The organism is Bifidobacterium asteroides (assembly GCF_030758775.1).
Classification (GTDB): Bacteria; Actinomycetota; Actinomycetes; order Actinomycetales; family Bifidobacteriaceae; genus Bombiscardovia; species Bombiscardovia kimbladii.
In genome coordinates, this window is the sequence record NZ_CP132384.1 from 1,231,328 (window position 1) to 1,257,657 (window position 26,330).

Below are 26,330 nucleotides of genomic sequence, written 5' to 3' on the forward strand. Positions count from 1 at the left end.
CCCGGACTGCCCCGGCGTGGCTTCCCCTAGTCGCCGCGCTCCACCGCATCGATGGCCTCGATGACCGCTCCACGGAAGCCGTGCTTCTCCAGGGAGGCGACCCCCTTGATGGTGGTTCCGCCCGGCGAGCAGACCGCGTCCTTCATGGCCCCGGGGTTGGTGCCGGTGGCCAGGTAGAGGGCCCCGGTCCCTTGAACCATTCGTGCCGCCAGCCGGTAGGCCGCCTGCCTGGGCAGCCCGTGCTCCACCCCGGCATCGGCCAGGGCCTCCATATACATGGCTGTGTAGGCGGGCGCACATCCGGCGATGGTCGTACCCACCGAGACCAGCTCCCTAGGCAGACGCTCGATTATGGCCACCGGGTCGAAGATCTGGGTGAACAGCTCCCGCTCCTGGTCGGTCAGGGTGTCTTCCTCCTGGGTGACCAGAATCCCCTGCCCTACCGAAATGGGGGTGTTGGGGATGGCGCAGATCAGGTGGGTGCCCTCCTCCAGGATGTCGGCATAGTCCTCAAGGGTCATGCCGCCTACAACAGAAAGGACCATGCGGTCCGGATCAGCCAGCTCATGGCGGATGGGCTCGCAGACCTGGGCCACCTGCCCCGGTTTGACGGCCAGAATCACCAGGTCGGCGGCTGCAGCCACCTCGGTTCCGGAGTGCATGGGCCGCACCCCCAGCTGGGCCGCCCGCTCCACCAGCCGGTCATAGTGGGCTGCGCAGGCCACAATCCGGCCGCCGGGCAGCACACCCGCGTCGACAAGCCCCTGGGCCATGGCCTGGGCCATGTTGCCGTATCCGATGAATCCGAGAGTCAATGAGTCCGTGTTCATGTCCTCAAGTCTAGCTGCGCGCCGGGAAAAGCCCCTCCAGATCGCCGCGCTCCAGGGCCAGCCGGTAGAGGTGGGCGAAGACCCTGTCCCCGTGCAGACCGTCGTGCTCAAACTCGTTGGTCACCCAGGCATGGGCGTGACCCACGCGCGAGAGGGTGTCCAGCTGGAGCTCGGAGGGCACGTAGAGGTCGTCGGCATAGACCGCGGCCTGCAGGGGGACCTGATTGTCGGCCAGACGCTTGGGATCGTACAGGTGGCCCCAGGAACCTTCCTCCATGAGCAGGCTGACCGCCGGGCCGAATGGGCGCAGGGCCGACTCCTGCTCGAACATCCAGGGGAAGACCGCTTCCCCGGTGAACATGAGCGGGCGGGCAGCAGTATCGAATTCAGGGCGGGCATCGCGCACCCGCTGCCCAGCCCAGCGCAGGGGTTCGCAGTCCCCATCGGCGTAGATGAACTCCTGCAGGGGCCAGTAGAGCGGCGTAACAGCAGTGGCCGCCCGCACCCCCTCCAGGAAGGCCTGCGAGAGGGTGGCCTGGGAGCTACTAGAGCCGGAAGCGGGCAGGCTGCCGTCGCCGTCCAGGAAGGCCGTGTCCAACAGCCAGTGGAGACGCTCAAACCCGCCGCTCTTGCCCAGGTCGGCACCCAGAGTCTGCAGCCGCTCCACGCTCAGGGGATCACCGCCGGGCAGGGCCACATCGCCCTGGGCCAGCCGGTCGGCAATGGCCGCCACACGGTCTTGATCCCCCGGATAGCGCTGGTAGAAGGCCTGGGACCGCTGAGCCATCTTGGTGAAGGTGTGAGAGAAGAGCTCGTAAGCATCAGTAGGGATGTGAGGCACGCCCCCGGCAGTGAAGGCCGCAGCCAGCCCCTGTGGGAAGTTCGACAGGTAGGCCATGGTCAGGAAGCCGCCGAAACTCTGCCCCAGGGCCACCCAGGGGCGGCCGGCGAAGACCGTGCGACGCAGGTGTTCGAAGTCCCTGATGATGGAGTCCGCCAGAAAATGCTTCAGATAGTCGGCCTGGGCCCGGGGCTCGCCCAGGGAAGCCATGGTGGAGCCGTCGATGGCGCTGGACCGGCCCGTACCCCGCTGGTCGGGCAGGACAATGCGGAAGTGGCGCAGGGCCTCGGCCATCCACCCGTCGGCAGTGGCGTTCAACGGCCGTGGGGCGCCCGAGCCGGGTCCACCCTGCAGGTAGACCAGCAGCGGCAGGTCGTCGTGGATGTGCTCGGGGGCGCAGACCACGCGGTAGAAGCAGCGGATGACCGCCTGGTCCGAATGATCTTCGGCTCGCCAGACGCCAGGTTCACTGCCCGCCCAGTCCAAGGGAACGGGGATGGACCCCTCCCGAACGTAGAGTCCCGGCAGATAGTATTCCTGGTTGGTCATACACTGGCTCCTTTCTTTTAGGTCAGTCGGGTTCATTGTCGCCGGGCGGTTGGACCTGGCTCGTGTGTTGTTTGCAGACCGGGTGGTAGGGTGAAAAGCGGGGGATGTCGAGAAGACAGCTGGCTTACGCCATGGTTCCTGTAATCCGATGCAGGGCAGGCATTGACAGACAGCACGGCTTTCCGACAGGCAGAACTTACACAGATAAGCGGCGTGTGCTCCGCTTGGTGTTTGGTGAAGGGGTTTTGGTTTCATGCATATGGTTACCCGTCTGCGTCGAATCCTGGCGATGATGACCGTCCTGCTGGGCCTGCTGGCAGGCCTGGGCATCGCATCCGCCCAGGCGGACGCTCCCATACTCACCGGGGGGGGGGGGTCGTCAGACCCCTCGCGTAGCTAAGCAAACCCCCGCCACTCTCCCCAGCAACGCAACCAACACACCACTGCCAACACCCTCGCCGATACAAACCACCACACCATTAGGTTCCGCAACACCGAGTCCAAGCACTCCATCTTCGACCACAAGCAATACAGACAGCGCGGGCTCCGTTACGGCCAAGCCATCCGATAAGACGGATGATCAAACTTCGCATGTGGTGCGCTTCGACCCCGCCGACGGAAGCACACCCGCACAGGCGAGCGTGAAAACCGGCACCCTCGTCACCCTCCCCCCGCAACAGAACCCGCAGCGTCCCGGCTTCCGGTTCGACGGGTGGACACTCGACGGCCAGCCTTTCGACTTCCGGACCCCCGTCCTCCAGGACACGACCCTGAAAGCCCAGTGGACCAGAGCCACGGACTGGGTACTGAGCCCGGACCACGGGCCCGCCACCGGCACTAGGCTGACCATCAGCCCGCCCGACAGGCAGGAACCTCAATTCGCCAGCATCCAAGCCGCCGGAGAGCAGTTTATCGGCCTGACAGGCGACGGGCGCATCCACACCTGGACGCAGGACCACACACCCAACCAAGTTGCTCTCCCCGCCCATGCCGCCCAAGGGTTCCACTACCTGCAGGCGGCAGCCGGCAGCCGCCGGCAGGCAGCACTCGGATCCGACCAGCACATCTACACCTGGACCAGCGGGCAAACAACGCCCACCATCCTCGACGCCAGCCAGAACACCAGGTTCACCAGCATCAGCATAAACGACGACCGGCTCCTGGCCGTGGACGAGAAAGGACAGGTCCACGCCTTCCAAAACAGCCAGGCCGACAGCCAGAATCAGAATCTGAAGCCCGCCGAACAGGTGACGCTCAGCCTGCCTGGAAAGGCGCATGCCGTCACCGCCGTCGCCTCCGCCAGCCGGACCCTCATCGTGGACGCGGACGGCCAGGCCTGGATCTGGGATGCGAGCAACACCGGCAACATCAAACCTGAACACATCAAACAGGACCCGGGAATGCGCACCGTCCAAGCCGCAGCCCTCGACCAAGGATTCCTCCTCCTGGACGCAGAAAGGCAGATCCATTACCTGGCCGACAACACGACCAGCATCACAGCGGTCAGCCTGCCGGAAAGCAATAAAGCCGGCCGGATCAGCGCCAACGGCAGCCAGGCCATCATCACCGACACAGACGGCCACCTCTGGGCCTGGAAGCCAGGCGAAACACCCGTGCGCGCGGACAACGGGAGCAAGCAATACATACAGGCGGCCGAAGCCGACGGCAGGATCACCGCCATAGACGGGCAAGGCAACTTGTTCACATGGGGCCTGAACCCTCACAATGATCAGGGCAAGCCAGCAAGAATCGCCACTATCACAACGTTCACACTGGAATCAGCCAGCATGAGCGGCCAGGCATTGACACTCAGCAAAACAGACGACACCTGGCAGGTAGAAGCTCCAGCCCACGAGCCCGGACAAGCCACCATCACTATCACCGGCAGACAAGACGGCCAGCCCTTCAGCAGCAGCCTCAAGTACACCGTCGACCAGCCGCTGTTAAGGGATATCCAACAGGATTCCACCCACACGGTCACCTTCGATACAGCCGGAGGAAGCCAGGCACCCCAACCCCAGCAAGTCAACTACCCCTACGGTAGGGTGAAGCGGCCCTCCCCCGACCCGACGCGCAATGGTTACCAGTTCTACGGATGGTTCATCGACAATGTCGCCTACGACTTCAGCAAGCCTGTAACCAAAGACCTCAGACTTACTGCCCATTGGTCGTCAAACAAGTGGACAATAAGCCCTGATACGGGCAGCCAAATCGGCGGTGAAACGACCACCATTACCCCACCAACCAATACAAACGGTATCAAGTTCAACCAGATCAGCAGCTCAAACACCGGTTCATTTTCACTGGCCGTGGGCAGCGACGGAAACGCATACGCCTGGGGAGACAACACGTATGGCCAGCTTGGCGACGGGACTGCCAACAACTCCAGATATACGCCTGTCATGGTGCAGAAGCCTGATCGCAAGTCGTATCCGGACCTGCCGGCGGATTTCACCTATGTGCAGGTCAGCGCCGGAGGCCGGCATTCGCTGGCCGTGGGCAGCGACGGATACGCCTACGCATGGGGAAACAACAGCTCTGGCCAGCTCGGCAACAACACGAAAACGAAATCGTATGTTCCTGTGCGCATACGCGACCCCGGCACCCCCGCCGACACGAGCAAAGGGCTGCAATCCGTACAGGTCAGCGCCGGAGGCGATTTTTCGCTGGCTGTAGGCAACAACGGAAACGCATACGCCTGGGGATGGAACTGGTATGGCCAACTCGGCAACAACACCAGCGGCTTCAGTGAGTATTCGTCTTTTCCTGTGCAAGTGCGTGACCCCGCCAGCCCCGCTGATGCAAGCAAGGGACTACAAGCCATACAAATCAGCGCAGGAAACTTGCATTCGCTGGCTTTGGGCAGCAATGGATACGTGTACGCCTGGGGATGGAACAGCTATGGACAGCTTGGCGACAATACCAACGACATCTCTGAGGATTCACATTCGGCTTTCCCTGTGCGCGTGCGCGACCCCGACAACCCCTCCGACGCGAGTATGGGGCTGAAAGCCATACAGATCAGCGCCGGATACGATCATTCGATGGCCGTGGGCAGCGACGGGTACGCATACGCCTGGGGATGGAACATCAAGGGCCAGCTCGGTAACAACACCACCAACGACAGCTACAGTGGGAATCCTTTTCCTGTGCGCGTGTGCGACCCCGCCAACCCCACTGATACGAGCAAAGGGCTGAAAGCCACACAGGTGAGCGGCGGATACTGGCATTCGCTGGCCGTGGGCAGCGACGGATACGCCTACGCCTGGGGATACAACTGGTATGGTCAGCTCGGTAACAACACGAAAACGGATTCGTATGTTCCTGTGCCCGTGCGTGACCCCGCCAAACCCACTGACACAAACAAAGGGCTGAAAGCCACACAGGTGAGCGCCGGATACTGGCATTCGCTGGCCGTGGGCAGCGACGGATATGTGTACGCCTGGGGAAACAACGGAAACGGTCGGCTCGGCGACGGCACCACCAACGGCAAGTTAGCTCCTGTGCCGGTGGTGTTCAACCTGCAGCCGGTAATCAGTGCAGTCAGGTTCGACACCAGCCCCGGCACGCATCTGACCCCTGTCAGCAACAGCAACAGCGTCACAGCGCTCACGCCCTCACATCAGCCAGGCACGGTCACGGTCAGCGTGGACTACACGATGGGCGGCACAGGAAACACGCTGACCGACACATCCCTCAGATACACATACACGCCTGCAGGTGTGCTCCCCCAGGCCGGCGGTGAGGGCATTCTGCTGGCCCTGGCCACCGGCATGACCGGCATGGGCGGAGTCCTGGCCTCACGCCGCCACAGGAGGGAAACACATAGTCTGTCACACGCTTCACACGAGTAAGACAGGCCGGGCGGCGTATCAATCCCCCCGCCACCGGCCCACATAGGGGGAGCAGGGAGGAACGTGTCACTTAAGGCTCAACCCCAAGAGAGCCGACACATCCTCCCTCGCCCCCACCACACTTCCGCAGGCGGGGCTGCGGGAAGGCAGACGCGCCCCCACCCCCGCCTGGAAGAGGAGGAAACACAGCCAAGTCGTCCCGAAGGCTTAACAGCCCCCAGCCAGCCTGTCCGCGGTTCATCTCCAAACCCCGAATAATAACTATAAGCAGCCACTCTTCCATAGCCGTAAGAATCAATGTTCCCGTAAAGCTGGACGGGATTTGGCTGATGCCTGTAGGTTCAGATGGTATGATTTACATGGGGATGTTGAGGGGTCTTTCGTCTTCTGACTGCATTCGGGCAATTGGCGCCGGATCGGCTTTGAACGGCCAAGAGACTCCTTTGCAAGTAAGACGTAGCAGTGGTGTTGGCCGGCCGTTGGCGAATAACAGATGGCAGGCAAGCCTGTTGTTGGGGAAGAGGTTTGTAAGTCATGCGTATAGGCTCCCGATTGCGTTCGCTGTCGTTCGTGATTATTCTTCTGCTGCTCCTGTCAGGCTTGGGCATGGTCGAAGCCGAAGCTGAAACCGATGCTGGTACTGAATCCATGTTTATCGGGGGGGGGGGGGGTCGTCAGACCCCTCGCGTAGCTGAGGGAACCCCCGCCACTCTTCCCAGCAGCACAACCAACACCCCGCTTCCCTCGCCCTCGCCCCTGAAAACCGCCTTGCCCCTGAACCCCGCGACACCGAGTCCGGACATCCCGTCATCGTCCACAGACAGTCCAGGCAGTGCAGACTCCGCTTCAACCAAGCCCTCTGGGCAGACGGTTGATCAAGCCACGTACACAGTGCGCTTCGACCCAGCCAACGGGAGCAAACCCACCCAGGCGACCGTGAAGACCGGGACGCTTGCCTCACCATCGCAAAAGAACCCGCAACGTGATGGTTTCCGGTTCGACGGGTGGATGCTTGATGGCCAGCCCTTCGATTTCCAGACCCCCATCCTCCAAGACATGACGCTGAACGCCCGCTGGACCAAGGCCACGGACTGGACACTGGGCCCGGACCATGGGCCCGCCTCCGGCGCCCGCCTGACCATCAGCCCACCCGACAGGCAGGAACCCTACTACACCAGCATCCTCACGGCAGGCAGCCAGTTTGTCGGTCTGACAGGCGACGGCAACCTTTACGCTTGGGCGCAAGACGGTATGCCAAAACAGGTTGCTCTCCCTGCCCAGGCTCCAGACGGATTCCATTACCTGCAGGCCGCCGCCGGCAGCCAATGGCAGACGGCCCTCGGATCCGACCAGCAGATATACACCTGGGCCAGCCAACAGCCCACGCCCACGCCCGCCATCCTCGACATTGATGGGAACATCAGGTTTACCAGCATCAGCACAAGCGGCGACCAGCTACTGGCCGTGGACCAACAGGGCCGTGTCCACATCTTCCAGGCCAGCCAGTCCGACAGCCGGAACATGAAACCCACTGAGCAATCCACGATCAGCCTGCCCGTGCAAGCTCAGGCGACACTGGCCGTCGCCTCCCCCAGCCGGACACTCATCGTGGACGCGGACGGACAGGCATGGTCATGGAAGCCGGGCCAGGCAGGAAACACGAAGCCGTCACCCATCATGCGGGACCAGGGCGTACGCATCATCCAGGCCACAGCCCTCGACCTGGGGCTGCTCCTGCTGGACGCTGACGGGCAGGCCTGGTACCTGGCCGACAGCTCGACCAGCGCCAAAGCCGTCAACCTGCCGGAAAGCATGAAGGCCGGCCGGATCAGCGCCAGCAATAACCAGGCCATAATCACAGACACGGACGGCCGCCTCTGGTCCTGGAAGCCAGGCGAGGCGCCCATACGCGCAGACAGCGGGAACCGACACTACCTGCAAGCAGTCCGCATCGGCAACAGAATCGCCGCCCTAGACAGGCAGGGAAGCCTATACCAGTGGAGCATCGACGCCCAAGGCCAGCCCGGCAAGCCGGCAAAAATCGACCCCACCACAGCGCCCGCCCTGGAATCAGCCAGCCTGGACGGCCAAGCATTGACGCTCAGCAAAACCGGCGATGCCTGGCAGGCAGATGTCCCCGCCCGCAATCCCGGTCCGGCCGTCATCACCATCTCCGGCAGGCAGGAGGATAAGCCCTTCACCAGGAGCCTTGACTACACGGTCGACCAGACCCTGACCAGAGCCGTCCAGCCTGGCTCCACCTACAAGGTCAGCTTCAACACAGCAGGAGGAAGCCAGGCACCCCAACCCCAGCAGGTCACCTATCCATTCGGAAGGGTGCAGCGCCCCTACCCAGACCCGACCCGCAGCGGCTACCAATTCGGCGGGTGGTTCATCGGCAAGATCGCCTACGACTTCAGCAAACCCGTCACCAACAACCTCACCATCAGCGCCAAATGGACCTACAAAGACCCCAACAACACCTGGAGGATCAACCCCGACAACGGCAGCCAGCTCGGCGGGCAACAAACCACCATTACCCCGCCGACCGACGCCAGCGGCGTCAAATTCAACCAGGTCAACTGCTCACAGAGTCCCGACAGCTTTTCTCTAGCGGTTGGCAGCGATGGAAACGCCTACGCCTGGGGAGGCAACAGCTATGGTCAACTCGGAGACGGGACGACCACCAATAGGACTACGCCGGTCAAGGTGAAGAAGCCTGCAGGCGTGTCGACTGATTTCAACTACTTGCAGGACAGTGCCGGATGGCAACATTCGCTGGGCCTAGGCAGCGACGGATACGTGTATGCCTGGGGATACAACAACTATGGCCAGCTCGGCAACAACACCAGCGGGGGCTATTCGTCTGTTCCCGTGCGCGTGCGCGACCCTGCCAGCCCCACTGACGCGAACAAAGGACTGAAGGCCATACAAGTGAGCGCCGGATACTACCATTCGCTGGCCGTCGACAAGGATGGAAACATTTGGGCATGGGGACTCAACAAAAACGGTCAGCTCGGCAACAACACCAACAACTTCACTGAAAAAGCAAATCCTTTTCCCAAATGGGTTCAGCTTGATCCCACCGGTGCTAACACAGAGCTGAAAGCCGTACAGGTCAGCGGCGGAGGCTATCACTCTCTGGCAATCGACGAGGATGGAAACACCTGGGCGTGGGGGTACAACTACTATGGCCAACTCGGCAACAACACCAACAGCGAAATAAACGACAAGGCAAATCCTAATCCCCAAAAAGTGCTGCTTAATCCCACTGATGCAAACACTGTGCTGAAAGCCGTACAGGTCAGCGGCGGAGACTCTCATTCGCTGGCAATCGACGAGAAAGGGAATGTTTGGGCATGGGGATGGAACCGCTACGCCCAACTTGGCACTGGCAACGTCACCGGCCAGTTTGTTGCGAATCCTGTTCCTAAACAGGTGCTACTTGATCCCAAGGACGCGAACACAGGGCTGAAAGTTGTACAGGTCAGCGCCGGAAGCTCTCATTCGCTGGCAATCGACGAGAAAGGGACCACTTGGGCATGGGGAAACAACGGCGATGGCCGACTCGGTGACAATACTACGAATCTCCGTCTTTCTCCCGTGAAGGTGGCTGCCTCCGCGCAACACACGAACTCGGCCGACCCTTGGCTGAACACTGTGCAAGTCAGAGCAGGATGGCAGCATTCGCTGGCCATCGACATGGACGGAAACGCCAAAGGATGGGGAGATAACAGCAATGGCCAGATCGGCAATACCGATGTGGGAAGCCTGAGTTTGGTTCCAATGCCAGTGATGTTCCCTCTACAGCCGGTGATCACTGCAGCCAGGTTCGACACCAGCCCCGGCACGAACCTGACCCATGTCAGCAACAGCAGCAACGTCACCGTGGTGACTCCTGCGCATGAGCCGGGACCAGTCACAGTCAGCGTCGACTACAAGCTTGGCGACAAAGTCCAGAAGCCAGACACCTCACTTACCTACACGTACACGCCCCTAGGCGTGCTGCCCAAGGCCGGCGGTGAGGGCATTCTGCTCGCCCTGGCTACCAGTATGACGGGCATGGGCGGGGTTCTGGCATCCCGCCGCCACCGGAGGGAACAACATAGTCTGTCACATGCTTCGCACGAGTAAGAGCGGCCGGGCGGCGTATCAATCCCCCCGCCCCCGGCCCTACATAGGGGGAGCAGGGAGGAACGTGCCAGTCAAGGCTCAAACCCCAAGAGAGCCGACACTTCCCTCCCGCGCCCCCACCACACTTCCGCAGGCAGCAGCCGAAGGCAGGCATGCACGCCCCCGCCTCCGCCCGGGAAAGAGGGGAAACACAGCCAGGCCGGCCAGAAGGCTCAACAACCTCTAGTCGGCCCGGCCGCTGTTCATCTCCCTATCCCAGCATAATCGCGCAAACAGCAGCTTCATCCCCGAACATTCAGCCTCGTTCAACTTCATTCAGAGCCAACCCTCGACGGGCCATGCTGTGAAAGTTGCGGTATCGTTACCGCACTGATATAACTGAAGGCTGTCAGAACCGTTCGCCTGTCCATGGCGGCGGTCAGGCAACCGCCGAGGTCGGCAGTCCGGCCCGGCGGCCGACCACTTCGACGAAAGGCCATGATGGCGTACGCGACGATCAGGGATGTGGCCCAACGGGCCGGAGTCTCCGTATCGACGGTCTCCCGAGCCCTCAACGACTCCGGGCGCATCTCCCCCGCCACACGACAGCGCATCAACCAGGTCATCCACGACCTGCACTATGTGCCGGACTCCCGGGCCCGATCCATGCACTCCGCCCACTCGCGCACCATCGGCCTGCTCATCCCCGACATCCGCAACTCCTACTTCGCGGACCTGGCCTATCTGATCCAGGGCCAGCTGCTCAACCACGGCTTCCAGACCCTGATCTGCACCTCCACCCAGGGCGACCCCGGCGAGGATCGGGCCCAGGTGCGCAACCTGCTGGGCCAGCACATCGACGGAGCCATCATCGTGCCCGGGCCGCGTTCCTCGCACACCCTGGAGGAGCTGACCAGACGCGGGCTGCCCCTGGTCTGCGTGGACCGTGCCGCCGAGGGTGCCGCCGGACGCGACGGGCGGGCCATCCCCTGCGTGGACGCCGACCCCGAGCCCGGCCTGAGGCAGGCCCTTGAGGATCTGCACGCCCAGGGCCACCGACGCATCACCCTGGTGCCCGGACCCCTCAGGGAATCGGCCACCTTCCGGGAACGCCTGGACGTATACCGGAACCTGCTGGCAGGCATCGAGGGCATGGACGACCCTCTGGCGGACCAGGTGGAACCCGGCACCTTCGACCCCGACATGATCGACCTCTGGGCCCGGCAGGGAATCACCGGCGTGCTCTTCGGATCCTCCCTGGATGCCATACGCGCCATCAAAACGGCCCAGTCCCGAGGAATCGGCATCGGCGAGGACCTGTCCATGATCACCTTCGACGACCTGCCCGTCTTCCGCATCCTGACCCCGGCAGTGTCGACCATCTCCCAGCAGATCGACACCATGGGGACCCGCTGCGTGGACATGCTCCTGGCTCTGATGGCAGGCTCGCCCGTGCGGTCGGTCCGGCTGCAGACCAGCTACCGCCACTGCGCCTCGGTGGGTCGCCCGCCCGCGCACACCGGCCAGGATCCCTGAACCTGTCACAGCGTGATCATCAAGGCGGACAAGCTCATCAAGGAACGGAGAAACATGATTCAAGATATGGCGGCGGCACCCGACCAGGTGCTCAAGGGACTGGATGCCATCACGGGATCCATCTCGGTGGTCGGGTCCATGAATGCGGACTACACCGTCAACACCGACCGGCTGCCCAAGCCCGGCGAGACCATCAACGGGGGTCCCCTGCAGGTGCTGCCCGGGGGCAAGTCGGCCAACCAGGCGGCGACCGCAGCCCGCATCGGCGCCCAGGTCAGGCTCTTCGGGGCCGTGGGATCCGACTCCAACGCCGACTTCCTGCTGGGGCAGCTGGGCAATGCCGGGGTGGACGTCTCCCATGTGATGACCGTGCCGGGAGCCAGCGGAACCACAGTCATCACCGTGGACGCGCGCGGCGAGAACACCATCGTCTACTCCCCCGGCTCCAACGGCAAGGTGGATGTGGACTACGCCCACCGCTCCCGCCAGGCCCTGACCTCGGCCAAGGTGCTGGGCCTGTGCCTGGAGAGCCCCATCGAGACGGTCACCGAGGTCGCGCGCATGGGCCACGAGGCCGGCATGACCGTGCTGCTCAACGACTCCCCCTTCCGCGCCGACCTGCCTGCCGACCTGATCGCCAACTCCGACCTGATCCTGGTCAACGAGCATGAGATGGCCCAGCTGCTGGGCATCGACGAGCCCGAGGACGGCGACTGGCTGGGGGCCGACTGGGACCGGATCAACCAGACCATGCAGGACTTCGGCTTCCACCGGGCCATCGTCACCCTGGGCGGCGAGGGGTCCATGGTGCTGGACCAGGGCCGGACCTACCGGATTCACGCCGTGCATGTGGACGCTGTGGACACCACCGGCTGCGGGGACGCCTTCATGGGCACCGTGCTGGCCGGCCTGGCCTCCGACATGACCCTGGTTGAGGCCGCCCAGCTGGCCTCATACGTCTCCGCATACGCCGCCACCGGGCAGGGGGCGCAGGCCTCCTACGGCACGGCCGAGCAGATTCGGCTGCGCTTCTCCTGAGACTGGGTGCCCTCCCCTGCGCTGTCAGGCCGACGAACCGTTGCGGAATGCACGACGATTCGTCGGCCTGACTGGTATCTGTGGAATACAGGCTGGATGGATGGATATGGGGTGCATACTTGTTGCCGGCTGCCAGCTGCCAATTGCCAATTGAGCACAAATGTGGAATCCATATGGAATCCATACTCATTGCCGACTGAGCGCAAGTCTGCGATCCGCTCTTACTGCCTACTGAATCCAAGCGCGGAATCCGAGTTTGTTGCCAGTTAAAGCCCTCCAAGGGTTGGGACCGTGCATTGGGGTACGCATACGTCTTGGGGTACGCATACGTCTCGGCCGTGCATGCTATGCAGAAAGCCATTCCATGCAAGAATGCGTGTACAGCACCACGGCAAGGAACGGTACTAGGCCTCCCAAAGCCAAAGCGGCCAAACCGATAAACGGCAATCGCCATCTGCAAAGCCGCCATCTTCCGACTCACTATCTTTTGATTCGCCATTCAGCACCCACCCCCGATCGCAACTGCTCCGACTTATCCACTTTGAGACAGCCTGGGACCACATTTGACCACATCATCCCTCGGACTGATGGCACCTCCCTCCGTCCCTGAATAGTGTTGATCCCATGAGCACAGTCAGTCAAACAGCGCAGCGACCAATCACCAGGTCCAATAATCGAATGCTGCTGCCTGACGCTCTCTTCGCCATCCTTCTGTTGCTTCTATTGAGTGGCTCCACCGCCAATCTCAAAGATGGGGCCCTGATCCCCTTGCAGGAAAACCTAATCCTGATGTGGACGGTCCTGCTCATAGCCCCTGTCGTTATCCGTCGTCGATTCCCCGACCTGGCAGCCTGGCTCTTCGTCGCTGTGGCTCTGGCTCAGCTTTTGTTGGGGCCAGCCATCATGCCCGCCGATGCAGTCTGCCTGGTTATGGTCTATTCATGTCTGCTCTATGGACGCCCATCCTTGCGTCGACTCTACCTGACCTTGGCCTGGGTCATGACGCCCTTATCCTGCCTTATCTTCACATTGGTCGATTTGGGTTTTCTGCCTCCGGGTAGAGCACAGCCGGATCGCATCTCAATGTGGCCGATCTCATTCAGAGAACTGGCGACCACCTTCCTATCGAATTTCCTGATCGAAGCGCTCTTACTGCTCGTAGCCATCGTCGCAGCCTACTGGACGCGGACCAGGCGAGATGCCCTTGACGAGGCCCGGCGACGCAACCACGCCCTGGCTCTGCAGGCAGAACAGAGCGCCGCCCTGTCTGCCAGTGCTGAGCGGGCCCGCATAGCGCGTGACATGCACGATGTCGTCGCCCACACACTGTCCATCGTCATCGTGCAGGCGGATGCCGGCAGATACGCAGCCACTGCCGATGCGAGCCTGGCCCTCAAGACCATGCGCACCATCGATCAAGAGAGCCGTCGCGCCCTACGCGAGCTGAGCTCCCTCTTCGGCAAACTTAAATCACCGACCTACCCAGCGGCCGCAACCAGCCAAAAAGCAGCGGATTCCCCTCCCAATCAGCACCCGTCTTCCCCATCACCAACGGATCCTGCCGACATCCATACCCTTGACCAATCTCAAGCAACTGCCCAAACGAATTCCGCTCGTCAATCCACGAACACTCGTGATCGGAATCCAGCCGGAACAGATTGCACTCAGCCAAGTCAAGCGAGCGACTATCTTCACACAAGCAAAGAAACTTCAGCTGCTAATACTGCCAAGGCCAACGTTGATACGGCCGACGATGCGTGTATTTGGCCCTCAGTTGCCACCTCTTCAGGCAATCCGCCAACCAGCTACGAATCATGGACAAACTTGATAGATGCCGCCCAACTTGCTCAGCCAGAATCTCAATTCAACCGACGCCTCGAAGGCCGGCCCCACCCGGAAAAGTTGGATCGCAGCCGCGCCATGACTGCTTATCGGGTCCTTCAAGAAGCCTTGACCAATGTTCGCAAACATGCCGCTCCGGCTTCGGATGTGCGGATTGAAGAGCAGTGGCTCACAGATGGTCTGTGCCTCACCATTGACGACCAACCGCTCGACCATGCCACTACCAATTCAGATTCTCCGCCGCAGATGGATCAACCTGAGCATTCAGTTTTCGGCCTTTTGGGAATGCGCGAACGACTGACTTCCCTGGGAGGCAGCCTTCAAGCTGGTCCCAAGCCAGAAGGCGGTTACCACCTCCAGGCGCGAATTCCTTTTGCTACTCCGCCAAAATCCGACCCTGAAGCAGGAATACATGCCAACCGACAAATGCAATGGTCCCTGCGTTCGATTGTCTCCACGCTCTTCGTTTGGTTTCAACGCCATCCGTTGACGGCCGACCTGGGTCTGGTAATCGGAGTCGTTTTGGTAGAAAATCCAGGCCAAGCTCTTGCCATAGCACCTGTCACTCCCCAATATGATCCAGGCCGGCCAGCAAGAATCATTGCCACACTAGCTATCACTTTGCCTCTGATTCTGCGCAGGGTCCGTCCGGGCATTTGCGCCGCCATAGTGGCTGCAGTCGCCGCCCTGCTGCTGCTCTTCTCGCCCTGGCTGCCGGAAGCTGCAGTCTTATCCCCAATCGCCGTCTATTCAGCAATGGTTTACGGTAAAGACAAAACCAGGCACTGGGTCCCGTTCGCGGTCATCACGGATATGGTTTTGTGGGCTGTCAGATGTGCAGCCAATAACCAAGGGTGTCCCACCATTTTGTCTTACATGACAGAAGGACCGGCAGAAGCCTCTTTTTCTGCATCCCATTTAGCGCTTTTTATAGTGATGACCGCACCGGCCTTGATCTGTCTGCTGACCATTCTGATTGCCTCACGCCGACGCACTCGTGGTTCGGTCCTGCTTCTCCAGCAGGAACGCGAGCGCGCGCTAAACCAGACCTTGCAGGAAAGCCAGGCTCTGGCAGCCAATCAAGAGCGGGAACTCATCGGTGCCACCATGCAGGTAGAAGTGGCCACCACACTGAATACAGTCATTGCATCCACCGGCAAGGCCATCGCCGAGTTGAACGATTACCAAGTCAAGGAGGTGGATCCTCCCCCAGAGCAGGTAGCACAAGCCTTCGGCGACATTGCAACCCAAGGACGCCAGGCCCTGGCTCGTATGCGACAACTACTCACAGTCCTGCGTCACAGTTCCAGCACTGATTTGCACTCAAACACTGACACCACCGACGTGTCAGACGAGAGCCCCAATTCAGACAGGAACCATATGGTCGATCCCACCCACAAGACCACACCTTCGCCGGCTCTTCACCCAGCCAAACCCCTGCCAGTAGATCTTGACGATCAGCCTGACAACCCTCCGCAACATTCGCAACAGGATAAGGAATCAAAGCATGTCTAATCGGACCAACCGGACTCCAGACATGAGCGTTCTTGATGATGTACACCTCCTATGGCGAGCACACAGGAAATGGATACACAGGAAACGTACACAGCAGGCAATCAGCCCACCGGAAGAATGGAGCATTCTATGAATCACGAACCTGATGATCAGCCCAGGCCAGGAGTCAGTAACCGAAGCGGCTCACTTCACCATTTGGTAGTGGCTCCGTCAACAGTTATTTCGGTAACAATCACTCAGACAACCATCGCTTAGACAACACTCAATCAAACAGCGATTACCTTGGCTACAAATTGTAACCTGTCGCAATTCCTAGCCACACTCGACTCAGATAAAATCGGATGGTGGCGCTGACCATCATCTAGCGGAAAGAAGCAGGCAGTTATGGAACGGACCGAACCCATCAGCGTTGCCATCGTGGATGATCAGGATCTGGTCCGGGCTGGCTTTGCCATGGTCATCGGCTCCCAGGATGACATGACCGTGGTTGGCCAAGGCGCGGACGGCGAGCAAGCGGTGGACTTGGCTTCACGCCTGCGGCCTGATGTGATCCTTATGGATGTCCGCATGCCCGGCATGGATGGTTTGACAGCCACCCGCCAGATCACTGCTCTGTCGCCTGACCGTCCGGAGCCCAGGGTCATTGTGCTGACCACCTTTGATCTTGACGAATACGTCATGGCTGCTATAAAAGCCGGCGCATCGGGATTTCTGCTCAAGGATACCGAGCCTGAAACCCTCCTGTCCTCCATCCGTACAGTCCACCGGGGCAACGCGATCATTGCCCCTTCGGCCACAAAACGTCTGATAGAACACATGGCCCATGACATGCCTGAGGCCGAATCCATGCCTTCGGGATCGACCTATCGCGATCCCGAAGCAGACCTACTCACTGACCGCGAGCTTCAGGTTCTTGTTCACATAGCCCAAGGCCTGAGCAACCAGGAGATTGCCGACAATCTGGGAATCTCACTGCCCACGGTGAAAACCCATGTCACTCATATTCTCCAGAAAATCAATGCCCGCGACCGTGTCCAAGCAGTGGTCTTCGCTTACGAAAACCATCTGGTATGAACCAGGCCATCAGTCAGCATCAATCGTCACTGAGCGCCTCAATGGGTGAAACCTTGACTGCCTCCCTGGCTGGCAGCACACTAGCTACCACCGCAGCCAGCAAGGCCACTGGCAGTATCAGCGCAAAAGCCGACCATGGCACGGTGAAGGTCACGGATCCTAAGGGCACAAAGACCTGATAGGCTCCTATCCACCCGAATAGCATTCCTAGAACGATTCCAGCCAGACTGGCTCCTAGGGCAATCATGCAGGCTTCGACTCCCAAGGATCGGCGAACCTGGACGCTGCTCATGCCGATTGCTCTGAGCGTGGCGTTCTCACGACGGCGTTCCAGCACCGACATCATCAAAGTGTTGGAGACCCCTATGAGGGCAATGATGACGGCAACGCCCAGCAATGCCACCATGATCGCCAACAAGGAATCGATTCTTTCGCCCCATAGCCTCTTTTGCGTCAGCCCACCGCTGATAGCCATGTCATCATGCTCTCCGACAGCCTGACGTATGTCATCCAAGAGCAGTGCGGCATCGCGATCTCCTTGCGTCCTGATCCAGATTTCATGCGCCTTGGTGTTTATCCCAGCGACATTCCGGGAGTCCGTGATTGCATAGACGCCACTGGTATCCAGCCCGCCGAATCCTGCAAAGACCCCAGTCAATGTTCTTCTTGCAAGTGTCTCTTTTCCACGTTCATCGTCCGTCTGAGGATCAGCCATCGACAACTTCAACTGACTTCCATTCTGGTAACCGGAATGCTTGGAAATCGTTCTGGTCGATACCAGCAGTGCATCCGACTTTTGCGTATCTGGACCCAGATCGGCATGAAGCACACGCCTGATACGTGAAGCATCCAAGGCATAGACAGTCATGGAATCTTGTGAGGGGCCTCCCGACTCGACCTTGGCATTGAATCGCTGCACCAGCTCTGCATCAGCTACACCTTTGATCCGTTCAATGGCCCGCACATTATTCTTATTCAGCCCCTGACCAGATATTTCAATATCCAAGGAATAACGCTGATCAATATCCTTGGCCAAGGTCCGTTTAGTGGTTACCGCACCTGTAGCCAGAGTGGAGACCAGGGTTACGCCAATCAGGAGAGCAACACCTGTGGCAGCGACTCGTGAGGGATTTCGAGCGATATTCGCCACTCCAACCCTGCAAGATGGTCCAATCCGGGACACAGGCCTACCCAGGCAACGCAGAAGAGCTGGAATCCACCGACGCGCACCGGTCAGCACACCCAGGAAAATCAGCAAAACACCCAATACCGCGAGACCCAGCAAGAGTTCCTGCTGATTAGTGGTCTGGACTGTATCGCCGGCGTTTGTCCTGACTAGCTCCCTGACACGCCAAGAGGACCAGATCACGAACGCTATGCCAATGACCGCCAACAGGATGCTGATCAGCAGACCGGTCCGTTTCCTGCTTCCTTGCTCCTGATAATCCACTGGCTGCAGGGCTTCAAGCGGTCTGACCCTGATAGCCGTACGAGTAGACCCAAAGGCAGCCACCAAGGTTGCCAGAACTCCAAGCGCAAACGGAACCAGAAGGGCAGCAGGAGTAAGCAGAAGTGCAAGTTCCATGGTGCCCGAATGCAAACCAAGGCATCCGGCAAGACCCATCAAGCCCATAGCCAGCAGGATGCCAATCAAGGACGATATGACACCAAGAAGCAGGGCCTGCTGCAGCACGCCTAACCTGATTTGCCGTCGATCCGCACCAATAACCCTCAGCAGGGCCAGATACCTGCGCTGTCTGGCCACCATGATCTGGAAGGTGTTGGCAATCACCAAGGCAGCCACTACCATGGCCAGCACACCGAAAGTCATGAGGAAGACAGTCATGATGTTCACGCCATTGCCTGTCTGCTCACTGAGCAGCCTGTCCTCCATGGCCCGACGGTCCTCCAGCCGGTATCCGTCGGGAACGTATCGGCTGATATCATGCAGCGTGTTCTGGAGGTCCTTGCCTTGGCCATTAACCAACAGATAGATGTTTTCCACAGGAGGGGACGCCGGTCCAGCCATTCCCACCTTAGTCAGCAGACGATCAATCCGAGAACCCGTCAGCACCACGGCTCCGCCGAAGTCGTCGTACTGTCCACCACGGCTCTTGCTGATACCTGAGATGGTCAAGTTCGCAGTGCCTTGGTCAACAAGGCTTTCTTTATTTGAAGAATCCTGAGCACTGTCACTTTCTGGGAGCATCAGCGGGGACAGATGGAGGCGCACCTTATCCCCAATGCCCGCCCGGAGCCTGTCAGCGACGGAACGCGGCAGTACCACCTGATCGTCTGAATCCGGCCATTGTCCCCGATCCAAATCGATAGGCATGAGCTCCTGCCTGGCACCCATAATCGCCAGAATCCCCTTGCTGGACTGACCGTTTGCTTCCATGTCCACCATGAGGTTGACATCGGGGCGCAGACCACGAACCCCTTGCAGTTTCGACAGTCCCCTGCTATCGAACTCGTCGTACAGAATTGGCTTGTCCTGATCCCTTCTGGAAGTCACAGCATAATTGGCTTGACCGGCATCCATACTGATCTCGCGGCGCATGGAGGCGTTCGCCACGTTGCCAAAAAGAAGTGTCAGGCACATAAAGAGGGTGCCGATCACGATGGCCAGACCAGCCGGCATCATCATTCGCGCATCGCGCTTCATCATCGTACGGGTTATCCGCCACACAATGCACCCCCTAGTCCTGTACCTGGGAATAGCCAGCAGCGCCAGCCGAAACTTGTTCAGCCAGAAGATCGTTCATGGCTTTCACCGTCGGATTCTGTCGGTCCGCAACGATCTGTCCGTCGGCAAAGACCAGCGCACGGTCGGCATAGGATGCGGCATAGGCATCATGAGTGACCATGATGACGGTCTGATTCAGCTCACGTACGGAATCGCGCAGGAACTTCAGAACACCAGTGCTTGCGGCCAGGTCCAGGTTCCCCGTCGGTTCGTCCGCGAAGACCAGACCGGGTTTGGTTATCAGCGCTCTGGCGATGGCGACCCGCTGCTGCTGTCCCCCGGATAATTCACCGGGAAGATGGTCCAGCCTCTCCGACAAACCCAGCGTCTCTATCAGCTGCTCCATCCACGAGTTGTCGGGCCGAACGCCGTCCAGTACCAGCGGCATGAGGATGTTCTGTTTGGCCGTGAACATAGGCAGCAGGTTGAAGCTCTGGAAGATGAATCCCAGATGCCGCCGCCTGATCAGGGTCAGCTGACGGTCGTCCAGTCGTGTCAGGTCGACTCGGCCAGCCTGATCGATCGATGGATGATGACGATGCCTACTCTTCGGGTACAGAAGATCAGCGGCCATATAGACATGACCAGAGGTGACAGTATCCAGACCGGCTAGAACGTGCATAAGCGTTGACTTGCCCGAACCTGAAGGCCCCATGATGGCCGTGAACTGGCCTTGCTCGAAATTCACGTCGATTCCGCGCAGGGCATGGACAGCACTCGAACCTTGCCCATAATCCTTGGTCAGCTGCCTGGCGCTGACGGCCGGTGGTCCCGCGACGCCTGGGCCTGCACTGTCGATTAACCCTTGCGAAGACGCGGTATCCGTTTTGTGCTGCATGGTGCTCCTTATCCGCCAGGAAGCCTTTCTCCCGTCTGCTTCTGACCCTATGCGGCTATCAGCTGCCGCGATATGGTCCCTAGGAGGGATGAAAAGAATCAATCTTACGGATGAGTGCGCTGAAAAACTCTTCCTGTTAGGCTGGCACCATCCAAATCAACGCGGGGCGGCGGGGATGGACATCTGGGAGATGAAGAACATCATGTTCAGCGCAAAAGACGTGAGCCTCAAGACATGCAACCATCGGATCAATGTATTGCAACAATTGCCCCGATCCCCTTGATTGACTGCGGGAATATCAAGGTCCCTTCGCTCAAGCCGGCTCCCTTCCAAGCAGCATCAGTGAAGACGGCATCTGAGGAGACAAATCAATCATTCCCGGCGCCGACCAAGGCGCACTGGGATAAAGACTGGTGCTTATGATGCGCGCTGGTTGCTTGCCGTCATTCCTCAGCAAGAGCCACAACCGGTGGAGTCCGGTTGACACGTCTTGCTGGCAGGACGCTTGCCAGGATCGCCGCTACAAGCGCCACCACCAGAATCACCAGTCCAGTGGACCAGGGAATGGGGAAAGCCACAGTCCCCAAAGAGGAGAAGATCTCATAGGCTGCAGCCCAGCCGAAGAGCAGACCCAGGACCATGCCAGACAAGGACGACCCCAGGGCTATCAGCCCTGATTCCACAGCCAGGGATCGTCTGATCTGCTTGCGTGTCATTCCAATGGCCCGCAGGGTGGCGGACTCACGCCGGCGTTCCAGCACCGAAAGGGAAAGCGTGTTGGCCACGCCAATCAATGCGATGGCAACTGCCACCGCCAGCAGGGCCAGGATAATCATGAGCAGGTTGTCGATGGTCCGGTCCCACTGTTGCTTCTCAGCCAGCCCGCCCTTCACAGAAACAGCCGAATACCCAGAAAGTGCACTCTTCACCTTGTCTATGAACTCCGAGACTGTTGGCGAGCCATCGACCTTGGCCCAGATCTGCACGGTCTGAGGCTGAGCGCCATTGAGCGAGGATGAGTCAGTCAGGCCATATAAGTCACTGGCATCAATCCCCTGGAAGGGCGCATAGACACTGGTCACGAAGAGTCTTTGAGCCACCGTTGCGGATCCGCCTTGAGCGTCGCCTTGAATCGGGTTGAGTATATTGAGCCCTAGGTTCCCGCCGTCATGAAAATCCTTCTGTTTGTCCATGAGGCTTTTGGGAAGCAGCAGGGCATCTTGTCCAGAAAAATCCTGGCCGACCTTGGTATTCAGGAGGCGATCGATCTTGTTTGAATCCAGGGCGAAAATAGTCATTCCTGCACCGTTCTCGCCGCCTGATTTGACCATGGCAGCATATTGGGGCACCAGTTCTGCCTGCGCGACCCCGTCGATTTGTCGAATGGCGTTCAGAGCCTTGGCATCCAGGCCATCGGCGCTGATCTGCAGATCGACCGAGTAGTGCTCATCCATCATGTCGTCCATGGTCTGCTTGGCGCTGGCGGCGCCTGTAGTCAGGGTGGCGACCAGCGTTACGCCGATCAGGAGGGCGGTACCTGTTGCCGCCACACGGGAATGATTCCGTGCAATGTTAGCCACGGCGATTGTGGACGAGGGCCCAATCCGCGAAACCAGGGATCCGACTCCCTTGAGCATGAAAGGAATCCAACGATTGGCACTGAGAAGGATACCTAGGAAGGCAAGGACAATGCCGATGACGGCCATCACGGCAACAATGTTGGGCCCGTCTCCGGAGGCCTTGCTGGCCTTGTCTGCCGTGACATTGAGCCTGACCTGCCAGAGAGACCAGACCGTCATGGTGATGCCCAGCAGAATCATGACCACGCTGACAAACAGTCGTATCCTGCTCGTCCGCTTGTTCTGCAAAAGATCGGCAGGCCTCAGCGCCTCCAAAGGACTGACCCTGGTGGCGGCCCATGAAGATCCCAAGGAGGCCAAAACCGTAACGACGATGCCGAAAACGAGAGGCACCAGGATAACTGCCGGAGTCAACTTCAATTGAAAGTAGAGGGAACTCGTATGAGCCTTGGCTGCACCCAGAATGGCCATGATGCCGATGGCGGCGCCGACCCCGATCAGGGAGGCCACAGCGCCCAGGATAATGGAACGCATCAGGACGCTGGCCCTGACCTGACTCTTATTGGCGCCAATCGTCCTCAGGAGGGCCAGGTAGCGACGTTGCCGAGCCACCATGACCTGGAAGGTGTTGGCTATGACGGTGGCAGCCACGAACATGGCCAGCGTGCCGAATACCAGAAGGAAGGTAGTCACGGGGTTTTGGGAACCGCCGAGCGCGGTCTTGACCAGTCGGTCCTCCATAGTGTGACGATCTTCAAGGGAATAGCCGGAAGGCATGAGCTTACGCAAAGAGGCCAGACTCCCATCGAGGTCGCTGCCCTGTCCGCCAACATTCAGGTAGATGTTCTGGGCATACAGGTTACCCATGTCGCCAAGACCTGCTGTAGCCATCAAAGCATCTATGGTCTTGGGGGTCAGCACGATTGCGCCGCCCGATTCGCCAAACCTGTCGCCCTCGTTGCCCTGGTTCGCACTGACACCCGACAAGGTCAGCGGCTTCGATATGAACCTGCCCGCAACCTGGTCAGCACTGGCTTGCCCTTTTGGCCCCAGGTCCTCGGAAATATACAGCATGTTAGGCGAGAGGTTCAGATTCACCTTGTCACCCAGGGAGAGCTTGAGCCTGGACACAGTCGGCCCGGGTAGAACCACCTGGTCATCAGCGCTGGGCCAGGATCCCTTGGACAGACCGACCGGCATCAGCGATGAATCCGCCATAGGAATGGCAATCACGCTCTCGCTCTTGATCTTGCCGGCACGGACATCAACCATGAGCTGGACGTCTGATCTGACTGCGTGAACACCTGGGACTTTTGCCAGCTCCTCGGCTTTGAAGTCCTTCACCCTTTTCTGCTCTGAATGGTTGCCTTCCGCTGGGATGATGGCGTAGTTGGCCTGGGCGGCATCGGATGAGACCATCCGCCGCATGGAAACATCCATGGTGTTGCCGAAGAGGAAGGTCATGGCGATAAACAGTGTTCCGACGACAATGGCGATGCCGGCGGGAACCATCATGCCCAGGTCATGCCGAATCATTTTTCTAGCAACGAACCACATGAGCATTCCCCTCAGCGATGAGCAGCCGAGTCAGCTGTAGCTGTAGAGGCCATGACTTCCTCGGAGAGCAAGGCGTTCATGGAATCCACAGTGGGTCTGTCTTGGTCTGCCACGATTCGCCCATCCGCAAATACCAAAGCCCGATCGGCAAAGGAGGCCGCAAAGACATCATGTGTGACCATGATGATGGTCTGCCCCAGCTCGCGGACCGAATCCCGCAGGAAGCTGAGCACCTCGGTCGAAGAGGCCGTGTCCAGGTTTCCCGTGGGCTCGTCTGCAAAAACGATGGCAGGTTTGGCGATGAGAGCCCTGGCGATGGCCACACGCTGCTGCTGACCGCCCGAAAGCTCGCTGGGCCGGTGGCTCAGCCTATCCTCCAGGCCCAGGGTCTTGGCCAGAACCTCCAGCCATGCTGCGTTCGGCTTGGCCCCATCCAGGATCAGAGGCATGAGGATGTTCTGCTTGGCCGTAAACATGGGCAGGAGGTTAAAACTCTGGAAAATGAAGCCCAGGCTCTGGCGCCTCAAGAGGGTCAGCTGATTGTCGTTGAGCTTGGTCAGGTCGACTACGCCCCTCCGCCCTCCTTGACGACGGGCCCGCCTGCCCTTCACACCGGCGGCATCGGTCCCGTTCAGGTAGACATGTCCGGAGGTAACGGTGTCCAAGCCCGCCAAGGTATGCATGAGGGTGGATTTGCCCGACCCGGAGGGACCCATGATGGCCGTGAACCTGCCCCGTTCGAATTCGACATCAACGCCCCGCAGGGCATGGACCAGGTTCTCCCCACTGCCATAATCCTTGGTCAGCCCCTTGGCCTTGATGGCCACCTGAGCTATCTGCCTCGGTTCCCCCGCACCGGACGATGGATCGGAAGACGCCCTTGTCTTTGCTCCATGTTTCATGCCTCCATCTTACCTACCGCAATATTGCCGCCTTACTGGTCAGGTGCTGTCTGCCACTGGAGAAGGAAGGGGAGGCATATACAAAGGTGCCCATCGAAACGTAATGAGGTTTCGACAGGCACCTTCTGCTTCTTCGCCTTCTCGGTCATATATCGCGCAGATACGGCACCAAGAAGGAAGTGTGATTGCCGGTTACTTGGCCAGACCGGACTCCTTCAATGCCTGGAAGGCACCCTTGAGGTCGTCCAGAATGTCCTCGATGTTCTCTGTGCCGATGGAGAGCCTGATGGTACCGGGATGGATGGCCTGATCCTCCAGCTCCTCCGGTGTCTCCTGGGAGTGGGTGGTCGATGCCGGGTGGATGGCCAGCGACTTCACATCAGCCACGTTGGCCAGGAGGGAGAAGAGATGCAGGTTGTTGATGAAGACCCTGGCCGCATCCTTGCCGCCCTTCAGATCGAAGGTGAAGATGGACCCGGCGCCGTTGGGGAAGTAGCGCTTGTAGAGCTCGTGGTCGGGGCGCCCCTCGATGGCCGGATGGCTGACCGACTCCACCTCCGGCACGGTCTGCAGATAATCCACCACCTTCAAGGCGTTCTCGACGTGGCGCTCAACCCTCAGCGAGAGTGTCTCCGTCCCCTGCAGGAGGAGGAAGGCTGCAAAGGGCGAGATGACGGCGCCGGTGTCGCGCAGGAGGATGGCGCGAATGCGGGTGACGAAGGCCGCAGCCCCCAGATCCTGGTAGAAGCGCAGACCGTGGTAGCTGGGGTCGGGTTCGGTCAAGGTGGGGAACTTGCCGGGCACTGCCGCCCAGTCGAACTTGCCGCCTTCAACGACGACCCCGCCCAGGGTGGTGCCGTGGCCGCCAATGAACTTGGTGGCCGATTCCACGACGATGTCAGCCCCGTGCTCCAGCGGACGGAACAGGTAAGGAGTGGCGAAAGTGTTGTCGACGATCACCGGGAGGTTGTGGTCATGGGCGATCTTGGAGATGGCCTCGAAGTCGGGCAGGTCGGCGTTGGGGTTGCCGAAGGTCTCGAAGAAGACCAGCTTGGTGTTGTCCTGGATGGCCGACTCGAAGTTGGACGGGTCCGAAGGGTCCACGAAGGTGGTCTCGACACCATCGCGGGGCAGGGTGTGCTTGAGGAGGTTGAAGGTGCCGCCGTAGATGTTCTTGGAGGACACAATATGGTCCCCGGTCTGGGTGATGTTCCGGAAGGCATACTCCACGGCTGCCGCTCCCGAGGCCACGGCCAAACCGGCAGTGCCGTTCTCCAGGGCGGCGATCCTGTCCTCGAAGACCCCCTGGGTGGAGTTGGTCAGACGGCCGTAGATGTTGCCCGGGTCCTTCAGCGCAAACCGGGCCTCGGCGTGGTCGAAGTCGTGGAAGACGTAGCTGGTGGTGGCGTAGATGGGCACGGCCCGGGAATCAGTGGCTGGGTCGGCCTGCTCCTGGCCCACGTGGAGCTGAAGCGTCTCGAAATGGTACTTGTGCGGGTTCTGGTCGGTCATGTC

15 protein-coding genes are annotated in these 26,330 nt (G+C 60.0%); 8 read left to right on the forward strand and 7 right to left on the reverse strand.

Features of this window, described 5'->3' with window-relative positions; all coding sequences use genetic code 11:
• Positions 1-26: 26 nt before the first annotated feature.
• Together proC and RAM15_RS04835 are read right to left on the reverse strand one after the other, a co-directional pair.
• Positions 27-830 (reverse strand): pyrroline-5-carboxylate reductase, encoded by an 804-nt coding sequence (proC, locus tag RAM15_RS04830; protein WP_306220985.1) that lies wholly within the window; start codon positions 828-830, stop codon positions 27-29.
• Between the two features lie 10 nt (positions 831-840).
• Positions 841-2,220, reverse strand: a complete 1,380-nt coding sequence (locus RAM15_RS04835; protein WP_306220986.1) for an alpha/beta fold hydrolase — start codon at positions 2,218-2,220, stop codon at positions 841-843.
• Between the two features lie 253 nt (positions 2,221-2,473).
• Here RAM15_RS04835 and RAM15_RS04840 point away from each other — a divergent pair, with 253 nt between their 5' ends.
• From RAM15_RS04840 to RAM15_RS04870, 7 genes are all read left to right on the forward strand, one after another.
• Positions 2,474-2,620, forward strand: a complete 147-nt coding sequence (locus RAM15_RS04840) for a hypothetical protein (RefSeq protein ID WP_306220987.1) — start codon at positions 2,474-2,476, stop codon at positions 2,618-2,620.
• A gap of 241 nt (positions 2,621-2,861) precedes the next feature.
• Positions 2,862-6,074, forward strand: coding sequence for an RCC1 domain-containing protein (locus RAM15_RS04845; RefSeq protein WP_306220988.1), 3,213 nt, complete (start codon positions 2,862-2,864; stop codon positions 6,072-6,074).
• A 606-nt stretch (positions 6,075-6,680) separates the two neighbouring features.
• Entirely contained in the window at positions 6,681-10,208 is a 3,528-nt protein-coding gene (locus tag RAM15_RS04850; protein ID WP_306220989.1) for an RCC1 domain-containing protein, read from the forward strand.
• A 477-nt stretch (positions 10,209-10,685) separates the two neighbouring features.
• Positions 10,686-11,723, forward strand: a complete 1,038-nt coding sequence (locus RAM15_RS04855; protein WP_306220990.1) for a LacI family DNA-binding transcriptional regulator — start codon at positions 10,686-10,688, stop codon at positions 11,721-11,723.
• 54 nt (positions 11,724-11,777) lie between these two features.
• Positions 11,778-12,761 (forward strand): ribokinase, encoded by a 984-nt coding sequence (locus RAM15_RS04860; protein WP_372338642.1) that lies wholly within the window; start codon positions 11,778-11,780, stop codon positions 12,759-12,761.
• 678 nt (positions 12,762-13,439) lie between these two features.
• Positions 13,440-16,118 carry a DUF7134 domain-containing protein gene (locus RAM15_RS04865; RefSeq protein WP_306220991.1) on the forward strand — a complete coding sequence of 893 codons (2,679 nt, stop codon included), beginning with the start codon at positions 13,440-13,442 and terminating at the stop codon, positions 16,116-16,118.
• A 384-nt stretch (positions 16,119-16,502) separates the two neighbouring features.
• Positions 16,503-17,192, forward strand: coding sequence for a response regulator (locus tag RAM15_RS04870; protein WP_306220992.1), 690 nt, complete (start codon positions 16,503-16,505; stop codon positions 17,190-17,192).
• A gap of 19 nt (positions 17,193-17,211) precedes the next feature.
• Here RAM15_RS04870 and RAM15_RS04875 read toward each other — a convergent pair whose 3' ends face one another.
• The gene (locus tag RAM15_RS04875) at positions 17,212-19,860 is read right to left on the reverse strand and encodes an ABC transporter permease (protein WP_306220993.1); all 2,649 of its coding nucleotides are present in this window, start codon (positions 19,858-19,860) and stop codon (positions 17,212-17,214) included.
• A gap of 31 nt (positions 19,861-19,891) precedes the next feature.
• Positions 19,892-20,776 carry an ABC transporter ATP-binding protein gene (locus tag RAM15_RS04880; protein WP_306220994.1) on the reverse strand — a complete coding sequence of 295 codons (885 nt, stop codon included), beginning with the start codon at positions 20,774-20,776 and terminating at the stop codon, positions 19,892-19,894.
• 88 nt (positions 20,777-20,864) lie between these two features.
• On the opposite strand from RAM15_RS04880, the gene RAM15_RS04885 reads away from it, so the two are divergent.
• The gene (locus RAM15_RS04885) at positions 20,865-21,059 is read left to right on the forward strand and encodes a hypothetical protein (RefSeq protein WP_306220995.1); all 195 of its coding nucleotides are present in this window, start codon (positions 20,865-20,867) and stop codon (positions 21,057-21,059) included.
• 160 nt (positions 21,060-21,219) lie between these two features.
• Here the strand turns inward: RAM15_RS04885 and RAM15_RS04890 are convergent, their stop codons facing one another.
• The 3 genes from RAM15_RS04890 to RAM15_RS04900 all read right to left on the reverse strand — a co-directional run bounded on the left by RAM15_RS04890 (position 21,220) and on the right by RAM15_RS04900 (position 26,327).
• A complete protein-coding gene (locus tag RAM15_RS04890; RefSeq protein ID WP_306220996.1) occupies positions 21,220-23,871 on the reverse strand; it encodes an ABC transporter permease in 2,652 nt (883 codons plus the stop codon).
• Positions 23,872-23,924: 53 nt separating this feature from the next.
• A complete protein-coding gene (locus tag RAM15_RS04895) occupies positions 23,925-24,815 on the reverse strand; it encodes an ABC transporter ATP-binding protein (protein WP_306220997.1) in 891 nt (296 codons plus the stop codon).
• A 192-nt stretch (positions 24,816-25,007) separates the two neighbouring features.
• On the reverse strand, positions 25,008-26,327 hold the full coding sequence (locus RAM15_RS04900) for an O-acetylhomoserine aminocarboxypropyltransferase/cysteine synthase family protein (protein WP_306222251.1): 1,320 nt from the start codon (positions 26,325-26,327) through the stop codon (positions 25,008-25,010).
• Positions 26,328-26,330 lie beyond the last annotated feature (3 nt).